This window comes from Mycoplasma zalophi, assembly GCF_025486335.1.
Classification (GTDB): domain Bacteria; phylum Bacillota_I; class Bacilli_A; order Mycoplasmatales; family Metamycoplasmataceae; genus Metamycoplasma; species Metamycoplasma zalophi.
This window is the reverse complement of record NZ_JAOOPZ010000001.1, coordinates 232,375-256,130: the sequence shown is the minus strand read 5'-3', so window position 1 is coordinate 256,130 and position 23,756 is coordinate 232,375. Positions and strand designations below refer to the sequence as shown.

The window sequence follows — 23,756 nt, the reverse complement described above, 5'->3', positions numbered from 1 at the left end:
GAAAATATGTCGTCAAACACCAAAGAATTTAAAGATGCAGATTTGTATCTTGCTTTTAATGCACTAACAAAATTTTCAAAAGGTAAGGATGTTTATGAAAATGATCAAAAAGCCATTGAAATTTATATGCAAAAAACAATTAGACCAGCAATGAAAAAGTTTGATAATATTCATGCTAGAATGGATTTTTTAGTTAAAAATCATTATTATGAAGAAGAAATTGTTAATAATGTGAATAAAGAACAATTAGAAGAATTATATGAAGTTATTAAAGAATATAACCACCATTTTCGTTCATTTATGGGAGCTGTAAAGTTTTATAATTCATATTGTTTAAAAAGTTTTGATGGAAAAGAATTTCTTGAAACTTATAGTGAAAGAGCATTAATGAATGCACTATTTTTAGGAAATGGAAATTTTGAAGATACTAAAAACATATTAAAAGAAATTTTAAGCGGTAGATTACAACCTGCTACTCCAACATTTTTAAATGCAGGTAAAAAACAAAGAGGAGAATATGTAAGTTGTTATTTGATAAGAATTGAAGACAACATGGAATCTATTGCAAGAGCAGTATCTACAAGCTTACAATTATCAAAAAGAGGTGGTGGAGTTAGTTTATTGTTAACAAACTTACGTGAATTTGGTGCTCCTATTAAAAATATTCAAGGTCAAGCAACAGGGGTAGTTCCTGTAATGAAAATACTTGAAGATAGTTTTAGTTATGCAAATCAATTGGGACAAAGACAAGGTGCTGGGGCAGTTTATTTACATGCACATCATCCAGATATCATGCAGTCTTTAGATACAAAAAGAGAAAATGCTGATGAAAAAATTAGAATTAAATCGCTTTCTCTAGGTGTTGTTGTTCCAGATATAACTTTTGAATTAGCAAAAGAAAATAAAGATATGGCTTTATTTAGTCCTTATGATGTTGAAAAAGTTTATGGTAAACCTATGAGTGATATTTCAGTAACAGAGGAATATTACAACATGCTAAATAATGATAAAATTACCAAAAAATTTATTTCAGCTCGTAAATTCTTTCAAACAGTTGCTGAATTACACTTCGAAAGTGGCTATCCTTACATTCTTTTTGATGATACTGTAAATAGAAGAAACCCAAATCAAGGTAGAATAGTTATGTCTAATTTATGTTCTGAAATAGTTCAATCCTCTTCAGAAACAACATATAATGCTGATTTAAGTATTAACAAATTAGGTCAAGATATTTCATGTAATTTAGGTTCTTTAAACATTGATAAAATGATGGAAGCAGGAGTAAGATTTGAAGAATCAATTTATTATTCAATAAAAGCATTAGATCATGTTTCAAGATTTTCAAATTTAGATTCTGCACCTTCTATAAAAAATGGTAATTCTAAAAATCATGCTTTAGGTTTAGGTGCTATGAACTTACATGGATTTTTAGCATCTAACGGCATATATTATAATTCACCAGAAGCATTAGAATTTACTGATTTATTTTTCTATACAGTTGCTTATTACGCATTTAAAGCCTCAAATAAACTAGCAAAAGAGCACAATAAAACTTATGACAACTTTGCTAAATCAAAATATGCGGATGGATCTTATTTTAAAAAGTATACTGAAAATGATCCTCAAGAATATGCATTTAAAAGTGAAAAAATTAAAAAAATATTTGAGTCAAGAAATATCAAAATACCTACACAACAAGATTGAATTGAATTAAGTAATGAAATACAAAAAACTGGTCTTGCTAATTCTCATTTAATGGCTATTGCACCAACGGGTTCAATTTCGTATTTGAGTTCATGTACCCCTTCTTTACAACCGGTAGTTGCTCCGATTGAGATAAGAAAAGAAGGGAAATTAGGTAGAGTATATTCTTCTGCTTATAAACTAGATGAAAATAATTATAAATATTATGAACAGGGCGCTTATGAGTTAGGACCTGATCCAATTATTGATATAGCAGCAAAAGCTCAAAAACATATTGATCAAGCAATTTCATTAACTTTATTTATGAATGACAAAGCGACAACCAGAGATTTAAACAAAGCTTATATTAGAGCATTCAAACAAGGTTGTTCAAGTATTTATTATGTACGTATAAGACAAGAAGTTTTAGAAGGTTCAGAAAACATAGACTGAAGTGAACAAACCGCAAGCATTTTAGAATGCGAAAGTTGTACAATTTAATAAAAAATAAAGAAAAAATAAAAATCAAGGGTTTAAAATAGCTTGATTTTTTATTTTTCAGTTAAAATAAACAAAAATCATTTATAATTTTATTATGCGAGGGTGCTTTTAAAAGCTGAGATTAAACCGTTTGAAGCAGATCATGGTAATTCATGCGTTATGGTTTTGAGAGGAGAAGTGCCTTAGTGCCTTCTCTTTTTATTTTAATTACTCTTGCCAAAAGGATAAAATTATGAACAAGCAATCTAAGAGATTTTTTTATTTATCTATATTATCAACACCAATTTTGATAAGTGCATTTTCTTTGGTATCTTGCGCAAAAGAAAATCGCACACAAAATATAATAAATAAAGATCAAATAAATGAAGAAATAAATAAATGAAAAAAACAAATAACAAATGATGAAACATTAAATATGGTAATAAATTTAGAAACTAAATTAAAATCTAATTTACTTACTAAAAATGAATATGAAAATATAAAAAATACTTTAGTAACAAAAATTAAAAACAATCTAGACAAATTAGCGTTTTATAGAGAAAAAGATCTTCAAAATATTGAAGACCCCGAAGAAAACAATGCAAATATTCTAACAAAAAACAAAGTATTAAAAACGTTTTCAAAAGATTTAAAAGAAATTACTTTACCTGAAGGAATAACTAAAATTTCAGATGGAGCTTTTGAAAATTATTTTAATTTAGAAACAATTCATTTACCTAATTCTTTATTGTACATAGGACAAGGAGCATTTAATAATAGTTCTATAAATAATTTATCTTTACCTAAAAATTTAGAAGTATTGGGTGGGTTTGCAAATACTAAAATAAATAAATTAGTTTTACCTGATAATTTAAAAAAAATTTTGCCTAACTCATTCGATGACACAAAAGTAGCTGAACTTGTTTTACCAAGCAGTTTAATTGAATTAGGTGGGTTTGCAAATACAGGCACATCAAATATAAAACTTCCTAATAATCTTGAAATAATTCATAAAAATACATTAGATTTAACACCAATTCAAGAATTATCACTTAATAAAAATTTAAGAGTTTTAGGTGGGTTTTCACACACAAATATATTAAATATAAACTTTAATGATAATTTGCAAGAAATTTTAGATGATGCTTTTGAAGAACCTAAATTTAAAATTTTAAACCTTCCTACAAGTCTTAAAAAAATAGGTGGGTTTAAAAATTCACAATTCGAATCTGTTTCTTTTCCTGAAGGAATAACTGAAATATCAAAAGATGCTTTTGCGTTTTCTAAAAATTTACGAAGTATTTCTTTACCTTCCACTCTAGAAAAACTAGGTGGATTCCAAACAACTTTAATATCTAGTTTAAATTTACCAGATAATTTGCAAGAAATAGCACCCAACTCCTTTGATGCAACAAGAATAGTTTCTATTTCTTTTCCTGAAGGGATTAAAAAAATAGGTGGGTTTGCAAAATTAGATCTTACAGAAATTAATTTACCAGATTCAATAACTTATATTGCACCAAATACTTTTGATTTAAATACTGATGTTCAAATTCAACCAGTTAATATAAATTTACCTTCTAATTTAAAATCATTAGGTGGATTTGCAAACTGAAATATTTGAAACATAAACATACCTTCTACAGTAACAGAAATTTTTGCAAATACTTTTGACGCAACTAATATTTCACAAGTATCTTTACCTGATAATTTAGAAAAATTAGGTGGGTTTGCAAATACAAAAATAAGTGAAATTAATTTACCTAAAAACTTAAAAGTTATTTACCAACATTCATTTGATGAAACTGATATTACAAAGATAAATTTACCAAATTCTCTTGAAATATTAGGTGGGTTTGCAAATACCAAAATAACCAAGGTTAAAACTCCAGATAATTTAAAAGAAATAACTGAAAATGCATTTGATGCTACATCCATTAAATATTTATGATTAAATTCTGGTTTAACAAAACTTGGTGGGTTTGCAAACACTTCTCAGCTTGAAAATGTTATACTACCTGAAACCTTAGTGGTTATTGAACCAAATTCATTTGCTAATTCTGCTTTAAAAGAAATTAAATTACCAGAGCATTTAGAAATATTAGGTGGGTTTTCTGGAGAAAAATCACAAATTTCTTCTATAAATTTACCATCTACACTAAAAGAAATTACATCTGATGCATTTAATTTTAATAAATTAATAACTGAAATTAATCTTCCTGAAGGACTAATAAAATTAGATGGGTTTGGATTTACCAACATATCATCAATCAAAATACCATCAACAGTTACTAAAATAGGGGGATTTAATGTAACTCCAATAGAAGAGTTAGTTTTACCTGAAGGGCTTGAATATTTTGCTGGTTTTACTGAAACACAAATTGAAACATTAATATTACCTAAAAATGTAAGATATGCTGAAATTAGTAAAGACCATTGAGCATTACTTAAAAAAGTTGTTGTTTATAACAAACACTTAATAAATAACGAAAAATGATTAACTATGATGAAACAAGATAATCCAACAATTTACATTGAAGATAAAACAAAGGAATAAATATGAAAAAATCTAAAAAAATATTAACAATTACATCACTAGGATTATTACCAATTTCTGCTGTTCCTGCAATCGCTGCTTCTTGTGAAAAACAAGCACCAGAAAATAATGCTTTAAATGAAAAAATTAGTCAATTAGAAGAATTAAAAGGACTTTATACAAATGTACTTGACTTTTTATCTTTACAAATAATAGAAAAGGCTATTGAGCAAGCAAACACTTTTCGCAATGATACCACCAAACAAAAAGAAATAATACAATTATTAGATAATGCAATTAAAGAAGCTGATATCGAATCAAAAACTAATAATGATCAACAAAAATTTGAAAAAATTAAAGCTAAATTAGGCGAAGAAAGTACTGAATGACAAACAATAAAACCTAAATTAGAAAAACAAATTAACTTAAATATTTTAGAGCAAACAATATTTGCAGCGCAAAGAAAAAAAGGTCCTTACTCAAATGACGTTGATGATGTTGCATTTAATTTAATTGCACAGGCTATATCAGATGCTGAAGCAAGTTTTCATAATTCAGAAGCTACAACTGAAACAATTAAAGTAGCTATTAATCAATTAAATCTAAAAATTAAAGAAGCTGATGATTATTTCAATTTATCAGTTACTCAAAAACAACAAATTCTTGAAGATAAATTCAATTCTATACTTAACAAAACTAAAGAATTAAAAGAAACTTTTGAAAAAGATGACGCAAAAGAATTAATGAATGAAAAAATTCAAGAAGCCGAAAATATCAACAAAACAGATAGTCAATTCTACAGAAAAATAAAAAATATGATTTCTGAACTTAAAAAAACAGAACAAGAAGCTAAAAGATTAGAATCATTGACTGACCAAGAATTATTTGACGCTTACATTTTAAAAGAATTTAAGATTTTAAGTAATCTTGAACAACAATTTGGAAACGATCCTGCTTTTTTAAAAATTCAAGAAAAAATTAAAAAAGCTTTTAAAGAAGCAAGAGAAGATACAAGTAATCAATATAAAGAAAAAGAACAAAACTTAAAACATAAGGTGAATGAAATTATAGAAAATGCAACAGCAATTTCTATAACCCCTGAAATTGCAAATAATTTATATAATCAAGAAACTAATCAGATACAAATACCTTCAAAAGTTCTTTATATTCAAGCAAATTCATTTGGTAATTTTGAAAACCTTGAAAGTGTGCAATTTAATGATAAATTAGTATCTATAGGTGCTCATGCTTTTGATAATACAAATTTACAAAACATTGCTTTCCCTAGCTCATTAGAAACATTAAGCGGTTTTGAAAATACTAGAGTTTCAGAAGTGACTATACCCGCTAATGTAACACAAATAAATTTTGCTTTTGATAATGCATCTAATTTAAAAACATTAAATTTAAATGATAAATTAGTTGAATTAAAAGGATTTAATAATACTAAAATTTCACAATTATCTTTACCTGAAACATTGGAAATATTTGTTGGATTTAGAAATACTCCAATAACTAATTTAACACTAGGTTCAAAAATAAAAACTTTTATCACATCATTACCGGAATTAGCGGAATTAACTTTTAAAGCTAATACAGATTTTGATTTAGTAACTACTAATCAAAGCGCTACAAGCGGAATTTTAATTTCAAAAAATATTTTCCCAAAACTTCAAAAAATTTATGTTCATAGCGAAGAAGATAAAGAAAAATTAATGAAAGTTTTAGGTTCAGACATTGAAATTAGTGATGATAGTGAATTAGAAAATCAAAAAGAAGCAAATAATAAAAAAATTGAAGAAAGAAAAACACAATTTTATACTTATTTAGATTTCTTACAAAAAATTGCTCACGCAGCTACAAAAGATTTAACTAAATTAACAGATGAACAAAAAACAAAATTAAAAGATTTTGTTTCAAATACTAATGAAGATGAATTAGAAGAAGATGTTAAATACATAATAAATAGATATGGATACAACGCAAGAGCAACAATAAAAACACTAAATGAACATGTTGCTAAACAAAAAGAATTATTAGATATTGTTGGATATGTTATAACTCAAGAAAAACTAAAAGACGATAAAAATATTGAAGATGAAGATGTAAAAACAAACTTTATTGAAACTGAAAATAATTTTAACAATTCAAAAAATGAATATAATAATTTAGAAAATAATAATAAAGAAATAGAAAATAAAATAGCAAAATATCGCCTAATTGTTCAACAATCTGAATACTACATACAATATTTACAAGATATATACAAAAATCACTTTTTAGAATATAATTCTTTATCTGAAGAAAATCAGAAAGTCGTAAAAGAAATCTTAAAAATTAATGATAATATGCCAATAGAAGAAAAGAATAATTTAATTTCTGGATTCCCATATAAAAATAATTACGCAAGTAGAAATACATTTAAAATGACTGAAAACATGATTCAAAAATATATAAAATTAATCGGTGCTTTTGGATATGATTTATCATTTGAAAATATTCAAAAAGATGAAAAACTTGATGATGAAACAAGAAGTGATTATTTACTTGAAAAAACGAACTACGAAAAAGCTAAGGGAAATGAATGAGAAAATATAATACAAATAAAAAATTCATAAAAAACTTAATAATTATTTCTTCTTTATCAATTTCTTCAGTCGCAGCAATTTCGGCGGCTGTTTCTTGTTCTATATCAACAATTTTAAAAGTTACTAATGAAAGTCCTGATAATTTAGATTTAATAAAATCATATGAATTTGAAAATATTTCTAATGAATTTAATATAGAAAATAATAATTTAAATCTTTTTAAAGAAAAAAATACACAAGAAATTTATGTAAATATTAATGAATTTATAACAAAATTAAAAGGATTATTTTTAGAAAATGTCTTTAAATACTCAGAAAACACACCTTTAGGACATAAATTTACTGTTTTTGGAAGAGAAATTATATTTGATGATGTAAATAATAAAATATTATTTAAATCAACCGGAGTATTTAGTTTTTTAAAAAGTTCTTCTACTAAAGATTATTCAAATAAAATAGAGTATTTAGAAGACTCAATAAAAAGTTTAAATGAAGGTGAATATACAGAATTAGATTTACAAAAATATAATTTTAGTATTTTTGAAAAAAATAAAAATATTTTTCTTCCTTTTTCAGTATTTAATTTGTTATTTTTAAGTCAAAGTTATTACAATATTTATTTTAATGGTGATAAATTAATCGGAATCACCTCAACTATTAACAAAGATATTGATGCATCTGAATACAATAAAGTTATGAATAATTCTTATAATAATGCTCAACAAACTGAACAACAAAGATTAAACAACTATAATTTTTTATTATTTTTATTTGATAACTTTTATGGATTAGAAAAAACGTTTTTAAAAAAACACAAAGTAAATTCCCTAGATGAATTTTTTACAAAAACAGATTTAAAAGAAAAATTAATGTCACCAGATGCTACAACTAACGCTAATGGATACGAAGAATTTGTTTATAAATACCTAAATGAATTGCATACTTCAATTCAATCAGGGTCATATTTTCACCCTAAAAACTACCGTGCAAACCCTTATGCTTCTGCCGAAAGTTCAAGAATACAAAGTTATGTAGAAACATACAGAATTTTATCAAGAATAAGAAATGCTAAAAACTTGCAAAATAATTTGAATAATGATAATGATATAAATATCGTATCTTTTCACAATGATATTGCAATTATTTATTTAAATTCTTTTACTATTGGAACAAATGAAGAAATAAATGGCAAACAACCTTATAAATATGACAGTTACTTTTTAATGTTTGAAGCTATGAAAAGAATTCAGGAACATTCCAAAACACAACCTATAAATAAAATTATTTTAGATTTATCATTAAATGGTGGTGGTTCAATTGCAGCAATGGAAAAAGTTGTTGCTTTTATGACAAATAAAGATCAAAAAATTTATTTCTATGATGTTTTAAATAAGCTACTAAACTTTACTAAATATCGTGTTGATGTTAATGGTGATAATTTCTACAACGCAAGAGACGGCTATACAAATTACAATTGATATATTTTAGTCGGTAAAAATACATTTAGTGCTGCAAATTTACTAACACATATTGCTAAACTAGGAAATTTTGCAACAATAATAGGAAATACAAGTGGTGGTGGAATGTATTCAATTTTACCTGTTGTACTACCTGATGGAACTAGTTTAGATATCTCATCAAATAATGCTTGAATTGGTGTTCCTGATGAAATAATAACAAACGAAAATGACTTACCTTACACTGAAGAAGGCATTGAAGTAGATTTAGAAATTCCATATTTCGCATATTATGAATATGATATTATTGAAGCATATTTAAAAGATCCTGCTTTAGGAGAAAAAAAATATAGCCAATATTTAACAAGTATAAAGCAAAAAGCTTGAGATAAAGTATATAATGATATTCAAAAATATTTACTACATATAAAAGACAAACGCAAGAAAAAAGAATATACAAATAAATTACAAGAATATGCAATTCATGAAAACGATTCTCTTGAAAAACAACAAGAAAAAATAGAACAAATGGAATCTCTATTTAGATTAGTTGAATTTCAATATGAACACGAAATGAAGCAAAGAAATTAATATAAAAAACTCTCATGAAAGAGAGTTTTTTTTATATTAAATCTTCAGCTTTTAAGAAATCAACTATTAATTTTTCCATTCCATTAGTGTCGATTCCCACACCTTGTTCGTTAAAATATTTAACAACTGTTTTATACAGTATTGGATAATCTAAAAATACAATATTTAAAGCTATTTTATCTTTTTGTTCATCAACGCTTCATGGTGTGTTTTGTAATGTTGAAACATATTGAGTTTCTGATGATTCTTTTTTAACCATTTTTGGCGCAATTTTTATAATGTATTTACCTTCAATATGTTTTGAATTTGGATTATAAAAATCTATAAATTTAGGTAAATCAAATTGATCAAATTGTCTTGCTTCTGTTTGATTTTTGTTTCTTAATTCAGTGCTAAAAGCATATTTTGCTTTATTTCCTAATTCAGGTACTGAAAGTTCTACTGTTAATCTAATGTTATTTCCATCACTAGTTGATTCAATACGTGTTAATTTAAAGTTAAATGTTGTATTATCAATAGTTTTTGTAAATGTTTTAGTATCAGCATTGTAAGTAAATTCAGCAACATTAAAATCTTCTACTTCAAATGATGTTTTTTGTTTTGATTCTTCTTTTAGAGAAATTACAGGTTTTGTCTTTAATTTATCTAAAACATTTGCGTTAAATGTTAATTGTTTAACTGAATAAATTCCGTTATTAAAAGGATTTACGAAACCTTCAACTGTGTAATCTTTATTTTCTAAATTGTAGTTATCATAGTTCATATCACCAGTTGATGATCCTGTATATTTATGAACACCATTATATCCACGTAATTTAGTTAAATCAATGTTATCTGAACCATTTACCAATAAAGTTTGATCATCTACAACTTTATATTTTAAATTATTGTTTTGAATCAAAGCATTGTATGTGTCTACACTGTTTATTAATGCATGACCTTGTAGAAGCTGAACGTTTTCAGTTCTTTCAAAACTTCATGATTCTGCTAATTTATTATCTAAAAGATATTTAACTAAATAAACATCTTTTGAGCTTTTATCAAGAGAATTAAATCTTCTTTTATTTTCATCTGTAAACTTAGAAATATCTACTTTTAAAAGTGATTTATCATTGTTTTGTTCATCTCTTGTAATAGATAAAACTTCTTGTCTATTTTGTAATAAATAATTGTATACTACAATCATTTTTTCAATTTCTAAACGAATACTTTGTGAAAGTTTAGTTGAATTATTGAATAAAAAGTCCATTTGTTCATCAGTTGGCATTTCTCAACCAACGGGAGTAAAATTAGTTACATCAACATTATTGTTCAATAAATTTTGACGTAATGTTACAAAAAATTGACCATTTACATCTAATTGTTTTTTAGCAAAAACAGTAAAGAATTTTTTAAAATCTTTATAAAATTGTGAGTTTTTATTTTCATATAAAGTTTTTATAGTATCTTCTGTTTTTGTTGTTATTTCAGATGAATAAATATTTGAAATTAAATTATCTGCAACGCTTTGTAAAATAAGTGTTTTTGTTTGTTGACTAGTTAAAACTGTTTCTTGTTTTCCACGTTCATTTAAATCTAAGGGATCTGATGGTGCACAAGAAATTGCAGCGATTGCTGTTGATGGAGCTAATACAGAAACACTTAATAAACTTAAAAATAATGATTTTTTCATTACTTATTACCTCCATTGATTTGTTTTTCAAATATTGGATAAATAAATTTAATAAATTCTTTATCACCATGATTTTTAACTATTCATTTTCCGTTTTCAAATACATAATCAGCACTTAAATTTTTATCTATTAATAAATCTATATATTCTTTTATTTCTGTGCTTTTTCCATTTAGAATTTGTAAGTGTTGGAATTCTAAAAGAATTTTTGAGTATTTTTTAGCGACTTCTACATCATTATCACTGAAATTTTGTTCTTCATCAGTTGAATAATTTTTGTATTTTAAAGTTTTTAGATATTCTACAAAACTACCATCTTCTAATACTTTGTTTGTAATAAAGTCTGAAGTTAGTAAGTCTTTAAACATATTATCAATATTGAATGGCGGTTTTAAAGCAGTAGTTGAAACGTCATTTGCCTTTCTCGATAAATCACTTAAAATTAATTTTCTTGCAGTTTCTTCTGAATTAACTGTAGATAAAGTAAATAAATTTAATCCTGTGCTGTTTAAAATAGCGTAATTCCCATTAATTTTATAAACTAAATTGGTTTTATAATCTGAGTCACTTTGTGCAAATAAGTCACGTAATAAATTACCCATTTTACTATCAAAATCTGTCATTTCATTTATGTAATCTGCAATTTTTTTATTATTATTAATTGCTAATTCTTTTTCTGATTCAGTTCATGAAGTAGCTTGTTTATTTATTATTTCACTATATGCTTGTTCATTATTAAATATTTTTTCAATGATTTTTGTTTTTAAATTAGTAAAGAAATCATTTTTTTCATTAGGTGTATAAATTGAATCATTATTTATTATTGAAATATAAGGTAAATAAAACTCAGGTTTTTCCTTTGAATAAATATCTGACAATGATTTAAACCCTTCTGAACCGTATGTATTATCATTTGCTGATCCTAATACATTTAAAAGTAAACTATCATTAATTGCTTGTTTAGTTTCTTCATCAGTCAAATTTTCACCTTTAACGAAGTTTGAGATACCTTTAAAATTATTTATTCTATTAATTGGTAAATCAATTTGTGAAGTTTCAATACCATTATTAAAATCTGTAAATGTTAGTAGTTTAATAAGTTCTTGTTTACTAAATGAAAATGGTAAGTCAGCAGCTGTTTGATTTTGGGTCATCTTTAAGTTTAATTTTGAATAAATAATTGGTTGAGTTGCTAATCAGTCATTTATATAAATTCCTGCATCTTTTTTGTCATTTAAAAATGATTTTGTTAAAAATGCATAAACTTTAGTTTCTCCTGGATCTGTGGTATTTAACTTATCTTTTGGAATATAAACGTTTTGATTATTTCCTGATGTATGAATAAAGTGTAAATCTTTTTCACCGTTACCAAAGCGAATAACTTCACCTTTTTTAAATAAATCTACTCTTTCTTCTTTTTGAGTTTGTGAATTATAAAACATGTAATATACATCATGTTCAGCAGTTAACCCGTTTTCTATCTCAGAAATAGTAAAATCACTATTGATTTCTGTTTGGAAACGACCAAAAGCATTTCTTCTAATTTCTTGAGCAACTAAATGTTTAACAGCATCTGCTTTATTTTTTGATGAACCATATTCAGGTTTTGCTAACTCAGTTTTAAATTCTGTTTCTCATTTTCCAAATCCAAATTGAGTTTGTAATCTTTGTTCCAAATCATCTAAAATTCTTGCTTTATTATTTTCAATTTCTTTAACAGATTGTAATTTAAAATATTTTTTCTTACTTGCTACTTTATTAGAGTTATAAATTGCTTCATATCATGCGCTAGCTTTGTATTCTTGTTCATATAAATATAGTGCAATTTCATCACTAACTTTTGAATATACATATTTTCCTTCATTAACTGAATCTACAGCTTGTTTTAAATCTGAATATTCAATTTGAGAAACGCTACCATCTTTATTTTTGAATTTAAATACTACTGAATTTTTGTCTAAAACAGGATAATCTTCTTTTGCTCTATTAGCAGCAACCACAAGTGGAATAGTGATTCCCGATACTAAAATCCCTGCAATTAAAAACCCCAATAAGTATTTAGGTCAACGTTTTTTTACTTCTAAAGTTTCTTCTTGTTTAGAAACTGGTTTCTTATTTTGCTGCGCTTTAGTTGAATTAAAACGAGCGATTTTTTTGACAAAATTATTGTTTCTTGCCATCTCAACTCCTTCGTTGTATTTTAATATATTAAAATATATTTAAAAAGTTTAATAATAAAATTATAACAAAATAAAACAATTTCTATAAGTGATTACTACAAATAAATATTTAAAACAAATATTTTAAAAGTTTAACTATGAAAGTATAATATATGTTATGAATAAAATTAGAATGAATAAAGAAATTATTTTACAAAGTTTCTGCAAAATTTGTGAAGAAAATAATATTTGATATAGTTTAGACAATTATTCACTTTTATTTGCGATAACAGGTTTTAATTACACTGAAAATTTAGATTATCATGAAGTTATGATGACTTTTGAATCATATGAAAAATTAAAACAATTATTTCCAGATAGAGTTATAGATAACACAAAATCAACACAATATTTTGATAAACAAATTAAGTTTTTATATAAAGATAATTTAACATATACAGCAACACCATTTTTAAATATCAACTTAGTGATTCCTACAACTGTTTCAAAAGTAAAAAAATATCTAAATACAAGCAATAAAATAAAAGATTGAGTATATAAAAATAAAACATTTAAAGACACAAATATTTCTTCTATAAAATTTAAGAAAATAATCAGTAATTTATTGGCATTTAGCATTAAAAAGAACACTTACAAACAACTTGTAAATATTTTATATGATAATGATTATGAAGGGTTTTTTGTATTATCAACAAGAAGCAAAAACATTGTAAATAATTGAATTAATAACATAACTTATAGAACAACAAATTATTCATTAAAAGACGTAAAAGTGCATGTTTTAGACGAATATAAGGAATATTTAACAAACGTATTTGGTGAATTAGGTGAGAAATACGAAAACATTAAAGTTCCACAAAATAATTTTCAGTATATAAACACGGTTGATTATATTAAAGTAGAAAAAAATAAATAACAAAAAATCCATAATAAATAAGGATTTTTTGTTTTAAACTATAATTAAAAATAAAGGAGAAACTATGAAGATAACTTTTAAAGGAAATGAAATGAGCTTAATTGGTCAACAATTAAAAGTTGGAGATAAATTCCCAAATTTCAAAGCAGTTGATCTTAATTTAGCAGATTTTAATTCAGAAAATATTACAGGAAAAAGAAGATTGATTTTTTCTATTCCTAGCATTGACACAGGAGTTTGTGAACTTGAAACCACTAGATTTATGCATGATTTTCAAGACAAACCTTTCCCTGTTGTTGTAATTAGTTATGATACACCATTTGCTTTTGGTCGTTGATGTGCTGCTAAAGAAAATACAAAAGTTACAACATTAAGTGAGTTTAAATACAATGATTTTTCTGCAAAAACAGGAACAAAAATTGCTGAACTTGGATTATTAACTAGAGCAGTTTTTGTAGTAAATGAAAATGATGTTATTGAACATGTTGAATATGTAAATGAAGTTTCAAACGAACCAAACTATCAAGAAATTTTAAAATTCTTTTAAAAAATATCAAGCAAAAGTGCTTGATATTTTTTTAGTTATCTCTTCTTGTTTTATTTTTTGTTTTAATTTCTTTAATTTTTCCTAATTCTAAATAAATTACCTTATCTGCAATTGCAGCAATATCTGGATCGTGCGAAACAATAACTATTGTAGAATTATATTTTGCATTAATATCCAAAAGAATATTTTGTACTAATTTTGATGTTTTTTCATCCAAAGCTCCAGTTGGTTCATCGGCAACAATTATTTCGGAGTTTTTTGCAAGTGCTCTTAAAATAGATACACGTTGTTGTTGCCCTCCAGACATTTGTGAAGGGTATTTATACATACAGTCTGTTAAATCAAAATCATCGAATAATTTTTTTATATTCATTTGTTTGTTTTTATTTTTTTGTAAATATGAACCTGTTTCAACATTATCATAAGAATTTAAATTTTGTAATAAATTATAGTTTTGAAATATAAAAGAAATATGTTGTCTTCTGAATAATGTTTGCTTTGCATTAGATAAATAAGGTAAAGCAACATCATTTACAATAATTTGTCCTGTTGTTGTTCTATCTAAACCGCTTATTAAGTTTAATAATGTAGATTTACCCGAACCACTTTTACCAAATAAAACTGCAATCTCACCACGATTAATTTCAAAACTTACACCTTTTAAAACCTCAGTTGCTAAATTTCCTGAAAGATAAGTTTTTGTAACATTTTTAACTTCGATAATTGCATTTTTAGAATTTTTTTCTGTTGCATATTCATCTTTAGGTCTTGGTTTGTTATTGGCCTTATAAATTTTTTTAATTTCTTGTTTTGTTAATGTTTTTTCATTGGCTTGAGTGTTTTTTTGTGTTTCATTTGTTTGTTTTTGTTCTTTTACACTTTTATTTTTCTTAAACATTATTTTCCTTTCAATAAGTAAACAGGTTTAATTTTATTTAAACTTATTCATGCAAATATACTTGTTATTCCAAATACCAATAATGATACTAACATGCTAATTAAAATTGTTGATTGGAATAAGTATAGAGGAAGTACCATCTGGCTAGTTGCAAGCATAAAGGCATTAAATGAAACAATTAATATAAATGTAATTGGAATCATTAATAGCGATGCAAAAAGAATAATTGGAATGTAATTAAAGAAGAATAGATAAATTTTTTCTTTATTTGAGTACCCTAAAATACTAAATGTTGCAACTGATTCTTTATTTGAGTTAACCATTGAGTTTGTAATCATAATTAAAATAATTATTGACACAATAAAGCTTATTATAATAAATGCCAACGTTATGTTTGTAATTGTAGCAGCAATACCGCTTATAAATCCTGCTTCAATATCTTTTGAATTAACGCTTTGTGAAGCACCATATAATATATCTTTTCCATAAATAGATCCTTCTGAACCATATAGTCTATTTATTGCATTAATCATGTATTTTTTAATTTCTGGCTCAATAGGTTCATTTACTAATGCCTGGTCTCCTCAAGTTTTATATTGATCATCAGTTGCGTTTAAAAATTCTCTGATTTTTTGTTGTCAATCTAACTGAGTGTTATGAGTTTGATTATATGAGTTAACTGTAAATTTAAACATTGGTTCAGTACCGCTTTGTCCTACAAATATCTTTTTAAAGAAATCTGTAATTGATTTGTCATCAGCAATATTTGCATTATAGCTTTGAATAGCTCCTCAATATCCACTAGATGAATAAGTGGTTAATGTGTTAATTGTTTGCTCTGGTGCTTCATCATTACTTAAAATACCATTAAATGCCTCATATTCATTGTTAAATCATTGAGTATATTCAAAAGCATTATCTGGATCTTGTTTAATTAAAACATTTAATTCATCTTGTCTTTTTTCTTTAATTCAAGTTGATAATTTGTCTAATCCCGTTATTCTATCAACAATTTCTTTAGTTGTAAGCAATTCATTATTTATATAAGTTTCATTAATTCCAACAACCTTAAATGTAAAGGCGTGATTATTATTTATATTTAATACTTTATTAACAAATCTATCAACATGATTTTGAATATTAAATTTAATAATAGAACCTTCTTTTAAACCTCATTTTTTAGCCACAACGTTATTAATAACCAAAGGCAAGGTCACATTTTCTAAATTATCTGGTAAAGGTTTATCGATTGGAAAATCTTTATATAAAACTTCTGTTAAATTTTTATTACTTGCATCTCTTAATTCAACAAATTTTGAATCTTTTTTGTATCCATATATTTCAATATTTTGATCAAATATTGATGTTTTTGCATATGAATATTTTTCATTTGTATGATTATTTCAAATTACTCCACCAAAACTCATAAAGAAATCATTTTTATCTATTTTTTTATAAGCATCAACTAAAAAGTTTCTATATAAACTTCTTACTTTATCAGTTTTAATTGATGCTGGTTTTTTATAAAAATTATTAAATTTATCATATTCAACAAATAAGAATTGCCCTAATGAAGAGGCATTTTTTATTCCTCTTGCAACAATATTTGATTCATTAAATGTAAAATAGCTTGTTTTTGGAGAATTTGGATCAGGTGTTTCAGTTGCATATAATAAATCATAATCTAATGATAATGGATCAAAATATGTAGCATCGCTATTTGTGTAATGTAAATTTTGAGTATTAAACATTTTTGTTGATACAGATTTAAAAATTTGAATTATTCTTGCTTTTTGTGTTTCGGGTAAACTTGCAAAAACAACATCTCATGGGGATAATTCAACTGAAGTATCTAATAAAATATCTAATGATGATTTTGTTAAAACAGATGGTGCAAATGGTTTATTTAAAACATCTGTATTATAGCTATAACCTGGTTTGAAATAAAACGGTGAATTATAATCTGTTTGGTTTTTATCTCCACCTTGACTTGATGCACTCAAATCATCTGGTACATATAATAAATCATTTAAATTATTTTTGTTATATAGAATGTAAGGCCCGCCTTCAATTGTTGGCGTTTCTAAGTCTAATTTAAAATTGTAATTTCTATTTTGATATGTTCTTTGAATTGATTTTTGAAAAACATTTAAACTGCTTAAACTAAACATCGTAATTAATGAAGTAATTGAAAAACTAATAAATAAACTAAATAATTTTCAAAAGTTGTTTAAAGTTAACATTGCAATGAATCGACTTTTAATTGGTAAAACTCTAAATAATACTGCAATTTTTTGTGAAATTTTACCAACATTTAACTCACTTAATCCAGACATTTGTTCAATTGCTTTTATTCTTATGCTAAACATTGTAATTAAAAATATTAATATTGATAAGAATATAAACGGAACAATGAATGTATTCACCAATGTTAATCAATTAAATGAAATTATTGTTGTCGGCAATGTTCAATAACTTGAAAAAACTTTAAATGCTATTGGTTGAACAAAATGCCCTAAAATATAACCAGCAATAGACCCTACAATAGTGCTTGGTCATGCAAAAGAACTAAATGAAAATGATATTTCACTAGCCTTATAACCTTGGGAACGTAATATACCAATAACTTTATTTCTATCATTTATATATCTTCTAATAATAAAGTAAACAGATATTGAAACTAATGTTATTAATATAATTAAGCTAAATAACTGAACATTAGCTATAGAATGAATAATTTTTTGTACCAAAGTAATTCTTATTGAAATTTCAGGGTTAATTGGATCTAATTCATCAGCTAAAAATACTTTATTTGTTATATTACTTGCAATTGAGCTAATAAATTCTGAAAATTCTTGTTTTAATTCAGTATCTTTAAATTCCCCTTTTTTAACCAATAAATAATCTTTAAGTGCTAAAGTAGGATAAGCACTTTTAATTCTATCAAAACCTTTGCTATTTACATAAACAAGTGATTGTTTTGAAGTATCAACTTGTAAATTTTCTTCATTAATTACAGGATATAAATAGTCTGCTGTTGTATCAATTCCAATAATTAAATATTCAATTGAGTTAATTTTTATTTTGTATTTTGAATCCAATGTATTGATGAATACAGCCATTTTAAATGGATCTTTTAAATATTCATCAATATTAGCAGTATAAACTTCCTTTTTATTTTTTTGTAAGTAAGCATAGTTAATTTTTGCTAAATATGCACTTGTATCATTATATGCCACTAAGTTGTTTACATAATTAGTAGAAATTAATGAAAACAATAATTGTTCAAAAATTTTATTTGTATTTAATCCAAAAATTGTTTGGTCATCTTGATCTTTTAAAATGAATTTATTTTTTAATCATGTGAAATAAGACATATCTAAAGCAATATTTTTATCACCCGAATCAGATAATTCTTGTTGTCTTATTAGTGAATCATATAAAGGATTAATCAATTTATCAAGATCATCAATATTTATAGTTTCTAAATCTCTTGAAAGTTGTGTAACCAAATATGCTAAATTTCCTTTATTTTCTTGGTCAGATATAGCGGTATATAAAAGTACTTGCGGAAAACTTAAGGCCATAAATGGATTTATTGCAATTGGGCTTATACCGAATATTCTAATTTGATTAGATAATTGTGAGTATGAAAGTGTATTTTTGTATAAAACAGCTAAATCATAATCAGTCGTTATTAAAGAACCTAATCTTGAGTTTGCAGGAGCATTTATAAAGTTATTTACAAATTGTTCTTGTGATTCTTTGTAAAAAGTAGGCATAAATAATGTTTCATTTAACATGCTCATCATTTCAACAAATTGATAAATATTTTTATTAAGTAATTTGTTTACATATTCTCAATAATTATTTAAATTCTTTTGTGCTAAATCTTGTTGTAATATTTCTAAAAGATTAGAATTTTCAAATTCTTTTGTTGAAACAATATTATTTGATAACCCTTTACTTATTTTTAATATCGTTGCGTAATTATTTAAATCACTCCCAAGAATTGAATTATAAGAAGGTATTTGATTATCAACATTTTCGTATTGTCTTAATAATCTAGCAACGTTCTCATTTTGCATAAAATTAAAAATTGTTAAAATAATTGTTTTAATTTCGTCAAATGTAATGTCAGGTACTGTAGTTTTCAATTCATAAGTTAATTTAATTCAAAAAGAATATAGATTCAATTCCTGTCCAATAAATCCATTTGCATCTTTTGTGAGAAAACCACTTAAAATGGGTTTGATTTGATTATATAGAAAATGTAGTACTTCATTTGAATTAGAATTTTGGGTATTTTTATTAAATAAAGCTGAATGATAAGCTAGATCACCATATGTTGCAATAGGTATAGCTGCATCTTCTTCGAAATTTAAATTATATGGGTTTATATTATTTTGGTAATTTTTGATTAACAATTTTGAAATTAGATTTAAATAATTATTTAATTTAATTGATATTTTTTCTAAATTTTGAAATTCATCGTTATTTACTAAAATAATATCTGTTAAAAAACTTGATTCTTCAATACTAAATTTTAAAAGATTTTTATTTGAAGCAATAGCTGTATCTATTTTTTGCTTTAAAGCAAAAATTTTATTAGCATCATATTGACCAATATAATTATTGGTTGCTATTTTGTCTTCAGGTGAAGGGAATCTAATCAGCCCAAAAGTACCTAAATCATCAAATGATATTTTTTTATCATCGCTTGTTGGAATATGCAATCCTGCTGCATTTTGAGTCGCTGAAGATAAATTAGCAAGCAACTTAATTGCTTCTTGTATTGTCTTAACTTTTCCTAAAATATCATGATTATTTGCTTTAGTTTGTGTTAATGCACTAATTAAACTTGCAATTCAATTTGATTGTTTTAATCTTTTAATATAGTTGTTATTAAATAACACACCATTAGCAATAACTGGCTCTTTTTGTTCGCTTTTATCTAAAAAATGAGTAATATTTTCATTAAAAGTTTCTAAAGAAAATGAATTTACTAAAATTTCTAATGCTTCATTAATATTTTCAAATGCCTTTGAGGGATCTTCATATCCATTTAATTTATTAAATAAAGACGTTAACTTTGTTTTTTCAGAATTTCCTAAAGGTTTATTTGCATTTTCAGCTGTTAATAATATTTTTTTATAAATACTTAAATTGCTTTCTGGACTTAATAAGGCTTTGAAATCTATTTGTTGTATCAATGTATTTAAAGCTTGTTTTATTTTATTTTCATTAATACTTTTAAACAAGAATGAAGTTATTTCATCTGAACTCAATGTGTAATAATTTGCATTTGCATTTAAATAAGGTTTATAAGGATGTTCTAAATATCACTGCCTACCTAATGATGAAAATTTTAATAAATCAATTGATGTAAGTATTGAACTAATTGAATCTAAAAGTTTGTCATAATCTTTAATGTAATCAATGATATTTGAAATTTTAAATCCTAAAATTAAATTATTAAAAAATGGTGTTTTTGAACCTGTTATATTCATTAACAATTCTTCTAGTTTGTCTAATTCTTGCTTTAAGTATTTCTTTTGTTGTTCATGTGTTCTTAAAACGTTGTTATCATAAGTATATTTATTTTTAATAAAACTTATGATGTTATTTACAATTGACTCTCAAAAAGTATTGATATTAAAATTTAATAACTTTTCATCTGATTTTTGAGTTGGTTTTGACAATTCATGCAATCAATCAAATATAACAACTTTAATGATAACTTCATTTGTTTTTCCTGAAGCTAATAAATTATGTAGTTGATTTTTTTCAACAGCTATTTGTCCTGCTACTAAAATTTTATCTAATTGTTCTTTTGTAAATAAATTAGATAAATCTGTTTTTAATATTGTTTGTTTAATTTGTTTTATAAGAATATTAATTGTATTATTTTGGGTAATATCAATTATGGCTGCATTATCTACAGACCCATAATTTATAGGTAAATAAATGCTATTCTTATAACTTGGATCTATTTTAGCTCAACCTTGATTACCTATTTTAGCCTTTATTGTTAATCTGTGTTGAATTAAAAAATTATCTAACTCATTAATCGATAAACTACTTTCTTGTTCTGGTATCAATAATCTGGTTCAGTATAATTCACCATTTATTTCTTTTTGTCCAAGAACTATATACTTGGTTTCACCCGTTTTTGAATTGACTTCGCTTTTTGCAATTGCATATTGCATAGTGTTATTATCTTCGTCTTCTGAAGTTAATACAAGAATTTTTGCATTAGTTAAGTAAGGAATTTGTGTTCCTGCATAATAGTTATAATATGGTTCAAATCTAATATCTGTGTCAAGATAATTGGGATCAGGTGTATAACCTTTAAAAATATATTCAATTATATTTTTTGCATATTCTGAAGGAAGTTTGGTTTTTCTATTTGGGTAATTTGCATCAGGAATTAATAAATATTCTTCTATATTTCTTCTGCTATCAGTTTTATTTAAAATTGTTGGGTGAGTAACTTCGTTATATAACATACCAACGTTTTGTTTTACACCTCTAATAGAATTATTAGAATCACCTGTATTTATGAAGTGAAAAATATTTTTCTTTGAATCTCCATCATTAATAGTTTCAACTGTTAAAGTTTGTCTTAGACCAACATTTTCTTCGCCAACTTTATTGACAACTTTTTTTATAATTGCTTGTTTAGCAACATTATTTGCCCCCTGAGCAAGTTCATTTCTTTTTAATTGAAGTAAATTTGTGTTTGAAATTTCATCAAATTTTTCTCTTATTTTAACTTGATTTCATTGAGGATCGATGTTTTCAATTTCTGCAATAGTATCTTTTTCAGTGGATGTGGGTTGATTATTTTTAAGAGATAAAATCACATCTAAATCATCTAACGATATTTGTTCTTTAGTTGAATATCATTCACCTGGAGAATTTGTTTCTAAATATCATCTCGTTTTAGTTGATTTTGTTCAAAAACCAAATTCTTTAATATCAGTTGGTATTTCGTTGTTATTATCTAAATAAATTTTTGATATATAACTTAAATAGCTACCTTTTCAATTAGAAACATTATTTTCTGTATTATAATCTCAATTTAATTTAAATAATCTTTTTTCAAACTCTGTTTCTATTTCAACATTTTGAATTCAAGTTAAAGGAAATTGATATTTTAACCCTTTTTCAAATAAAAATGTATCATAAATTTTTAAATTTACCTGATTTATATTTTGTAAAGCAAAATAATTAATTAATGAAAAATCATTAACTAACAAAGTTTTAGAATCTATATTTTGTTCTGTAACTTTTGAAGGTTCTTTAAAATGTAAATCTTTTTGTGAATCAGATTTATTAAAATAAAATTTATTATTTTCGTCTTTTATAAAACCTAGTTGTTTTAAAACATTATCACCAGAAACAACAATGACATCACCCTCAAGTGTTCATAATTCTAATTTATGAGTATCAAATGAAGCTTCTTTAGTTTTAGGATTAATAAATAAATCTAATGGTTTAGTTAGATAATCATTTAATTTGTAATGTGTAGAACCAGTTGGTGTATTAATTACTGTCGCAATATCTTTTAATTGATATTGTTTATCAAAAGTAAAAGTTTCTGTTGAATTAACCAAAACATTATGAGATATTCTTGAATAAGAGTTTTGTGATTTTAAATAAATAGGAAGTGCGATGTCATTAGTTAATTCAAAATAACCATTTTTCATATCAAAAATAGCAATTCCAGCATTTTTTTGATTGTCAAAAAACCATTTTTGAAAAATGCTACTATCTATGTATATGTCTTGGTCTTTTAAAGGACTATTATTTAATGAAAAATTTCTAATGTTTAAAAAATTTAATTCTTCTTCAGGTACACTTAAATTTTTTGTACTTTGTTTATATAATTTAAGTGAAGAATCTGGGGTATAAATTATAGGTTTATTATCAATTAATCCCTCATCATTAACTTGATCATATCCTCCATTAGGAACTTCTCCATTGGGGTTAACGTCTAGATTAACTGTTAAATCTTGCATTTTAGAAACAGTCTGATAACTTGAAAGTGTTGAAGTATAACTTTTTTTAATGTCAAATAATAATGTAAATAATCCACAAGTAATGAAGATTAGAATTGTTAATCCAATTACTGTGATTTTATTTCTTGAAAGTGATCTAAAAACTTCTTTTAATAATCTAATCACTACATCCTCCTTGATTGTT

Annotated in this window: 10 protein-coding genes; 6 read left to right on the top strand and 4 right to left on the bottom strand. The window is 24.8% G+C overall.

Translation table 4 applies throughout. From position 1 onward, the window contains the following. The first annotated feature begins 6 nt into the window (after positions 1-6). The 4 genes from nrdE to N8G13_RS01030 all read left to right on the top strand — a co-directional run bounded on the left by nrdE (position 7) and on the right by N8G13_RS01030 (position 9,335). The gene (gene nrdE, locus N8G13_RS01045; protein ID WP_262289097.1) at positions 7-2,184 is read left to right on the top strand and encodes a class 1b ribonucleoside-diphosphate reductase subunit alpha; all 2,178 of its coding nucleotides are present in this window, start codon (positions 7-9) and stop codon (positions 2,182-2,184) included. 232 nt (positions 2,185-2,416) lie between these two features. Beyond that, positions 2,417-4,720, top strand: a complete 2,304-nt coding sequence (locus N8G13_RS01040; protein WP_262289096.1) for a leucine-rich repeat domain-containing protein — start codon at positions 2,417-2,419, stop codon at positions 4,718-4,720. 2 nt (positions 4,721-4,722) lie between these two features. Next, the gene (locus tag N8G13_RS01035; RefSeq protein ID WP_262289095.1) at positions 4,723-7,317 is read left to right on the top strand and encodes a leucine-rich repeat domain-containing protein; all 2,595 of its coding nucleotides are present in this window, start codon (positions 4,723-4,725) and stop codon (positions 7,315-7,317) included. Further along, on the top strand, positions 7,284-9,335 hold the full coding sequence (locus N8G13_RS01030; protein ID WP_262289094.1) for a S41 family peptidase: 2,052 nt from the start codon (positions 7,284-7,286) through the stop codon (positions 9,333-9,335). Before N8G13_RS01035 ends, N8G13_RS01030 begins: the two co-directional genes overlap by 34 nt. 31 nt (positions 9,336-9,366) lie before the next feature. Here N8G13_RS01030 and N8G13_RS01025 read toward each other — a convergent pair whose 3' ends face one another. Together N8G13_RS01025 and N8G13_RS01020 are read right to left on the bottom strand one after the other, a co-directional pair. Continuing rightward, positions 9,367-11,007 carry a HinT-interacting membrane complex lipoprotein P60 gene (locus tag N8G13_RS01025; RefSeq protein ID WP_262289093.1) on the bottom strand — a complete coding sequence of 547 codons (1,641 nt, stop codon included), beginning with the start codon at positions 11,005-11,007 and terminating at the stop codon, positions 9,367-9,369. Next, positions 11,007-13,187, bottom strand: a complete 2,181-nt coding sequence (locus N8G13_RS01020; protein WP_262289092.1) for a HinT-interacting membrane complex protein P80 — start codon at positions 13,185-13,187, stop codon at positions 11,007-11,009. The genes N8G13_RS01025 and N8G13_RS01020 overlap by 1 nt, the downstream gene beginning before the upstream one ends. A gap of 157 nt (positions 13,188-13,344) precedes the next feature. On the opposite strand from N8G13_RS01020, the gene N8G13_RS01015 reads away from it, so the two are divergent. Together N8G13_RS01015 and tpx are read left to right on the top strand one after the other, a co-directional pair. Continuing rightward, entirely contained in the window at positions 13,345-14,103 is a 759-nt protein-coding gene (locus N8G13_RS01015) for a hypothetical protein (protein ID WP_262289091.1), read from the top strand. A gap of 64 nt (positions 14,104-14,167) precedes the next feature. Continuing rightward, positions 14,168-14,650 (top strand): thiol peroxidase, encoded by a 483-nt coding sequence (gene tpx, locus N8G13_RS01010; RefSeq protein WP_262289090.1) that lies wholly within the window; start codon positions 14,168-14,170, stop codon positions 14,648-14,650. A 31-nt stretch (positions 14,651-14,681) separates the two neighbouring features. Here the strand turns inward: tpx and N8G13_RS01005 are convergent, their stop codons facing one another. Together N8G13_RS01005 and N8G13_RS01000 are read right to left on the bottom strand one after the other, a co-directional pair. After that, on the bottom strand, positions 14,682-15,548 hold the full coding sequence (locus N8G13_RS01005; protein ID WP_262289089.1) for an ABC transporter ATP-binding protein: 867 nt from the start codon (positions 15,546-15,548) through the stop codon (positions 14,682-14,684). Continuing rightward, positions 15,548-23,737 carry an FtsX-like permease family protein gene (locus N8G13_RS01000; RefSeq protein ID WP_262289088.1) on the bottom strand — a complete coding sequence of 2,730 codons (8,190 nt, stop codon included), beginning with the start codon at positions 23,735-23,737 and terminating at the stop codon, positions 15,548-15,550. Before N8G13_RS01000 ends, N8G13_RS01005 begins: the two co-directional genes overlap by 1 nt. Positions 23,738-23,756 lie beyond the last annotated feature (19 nt).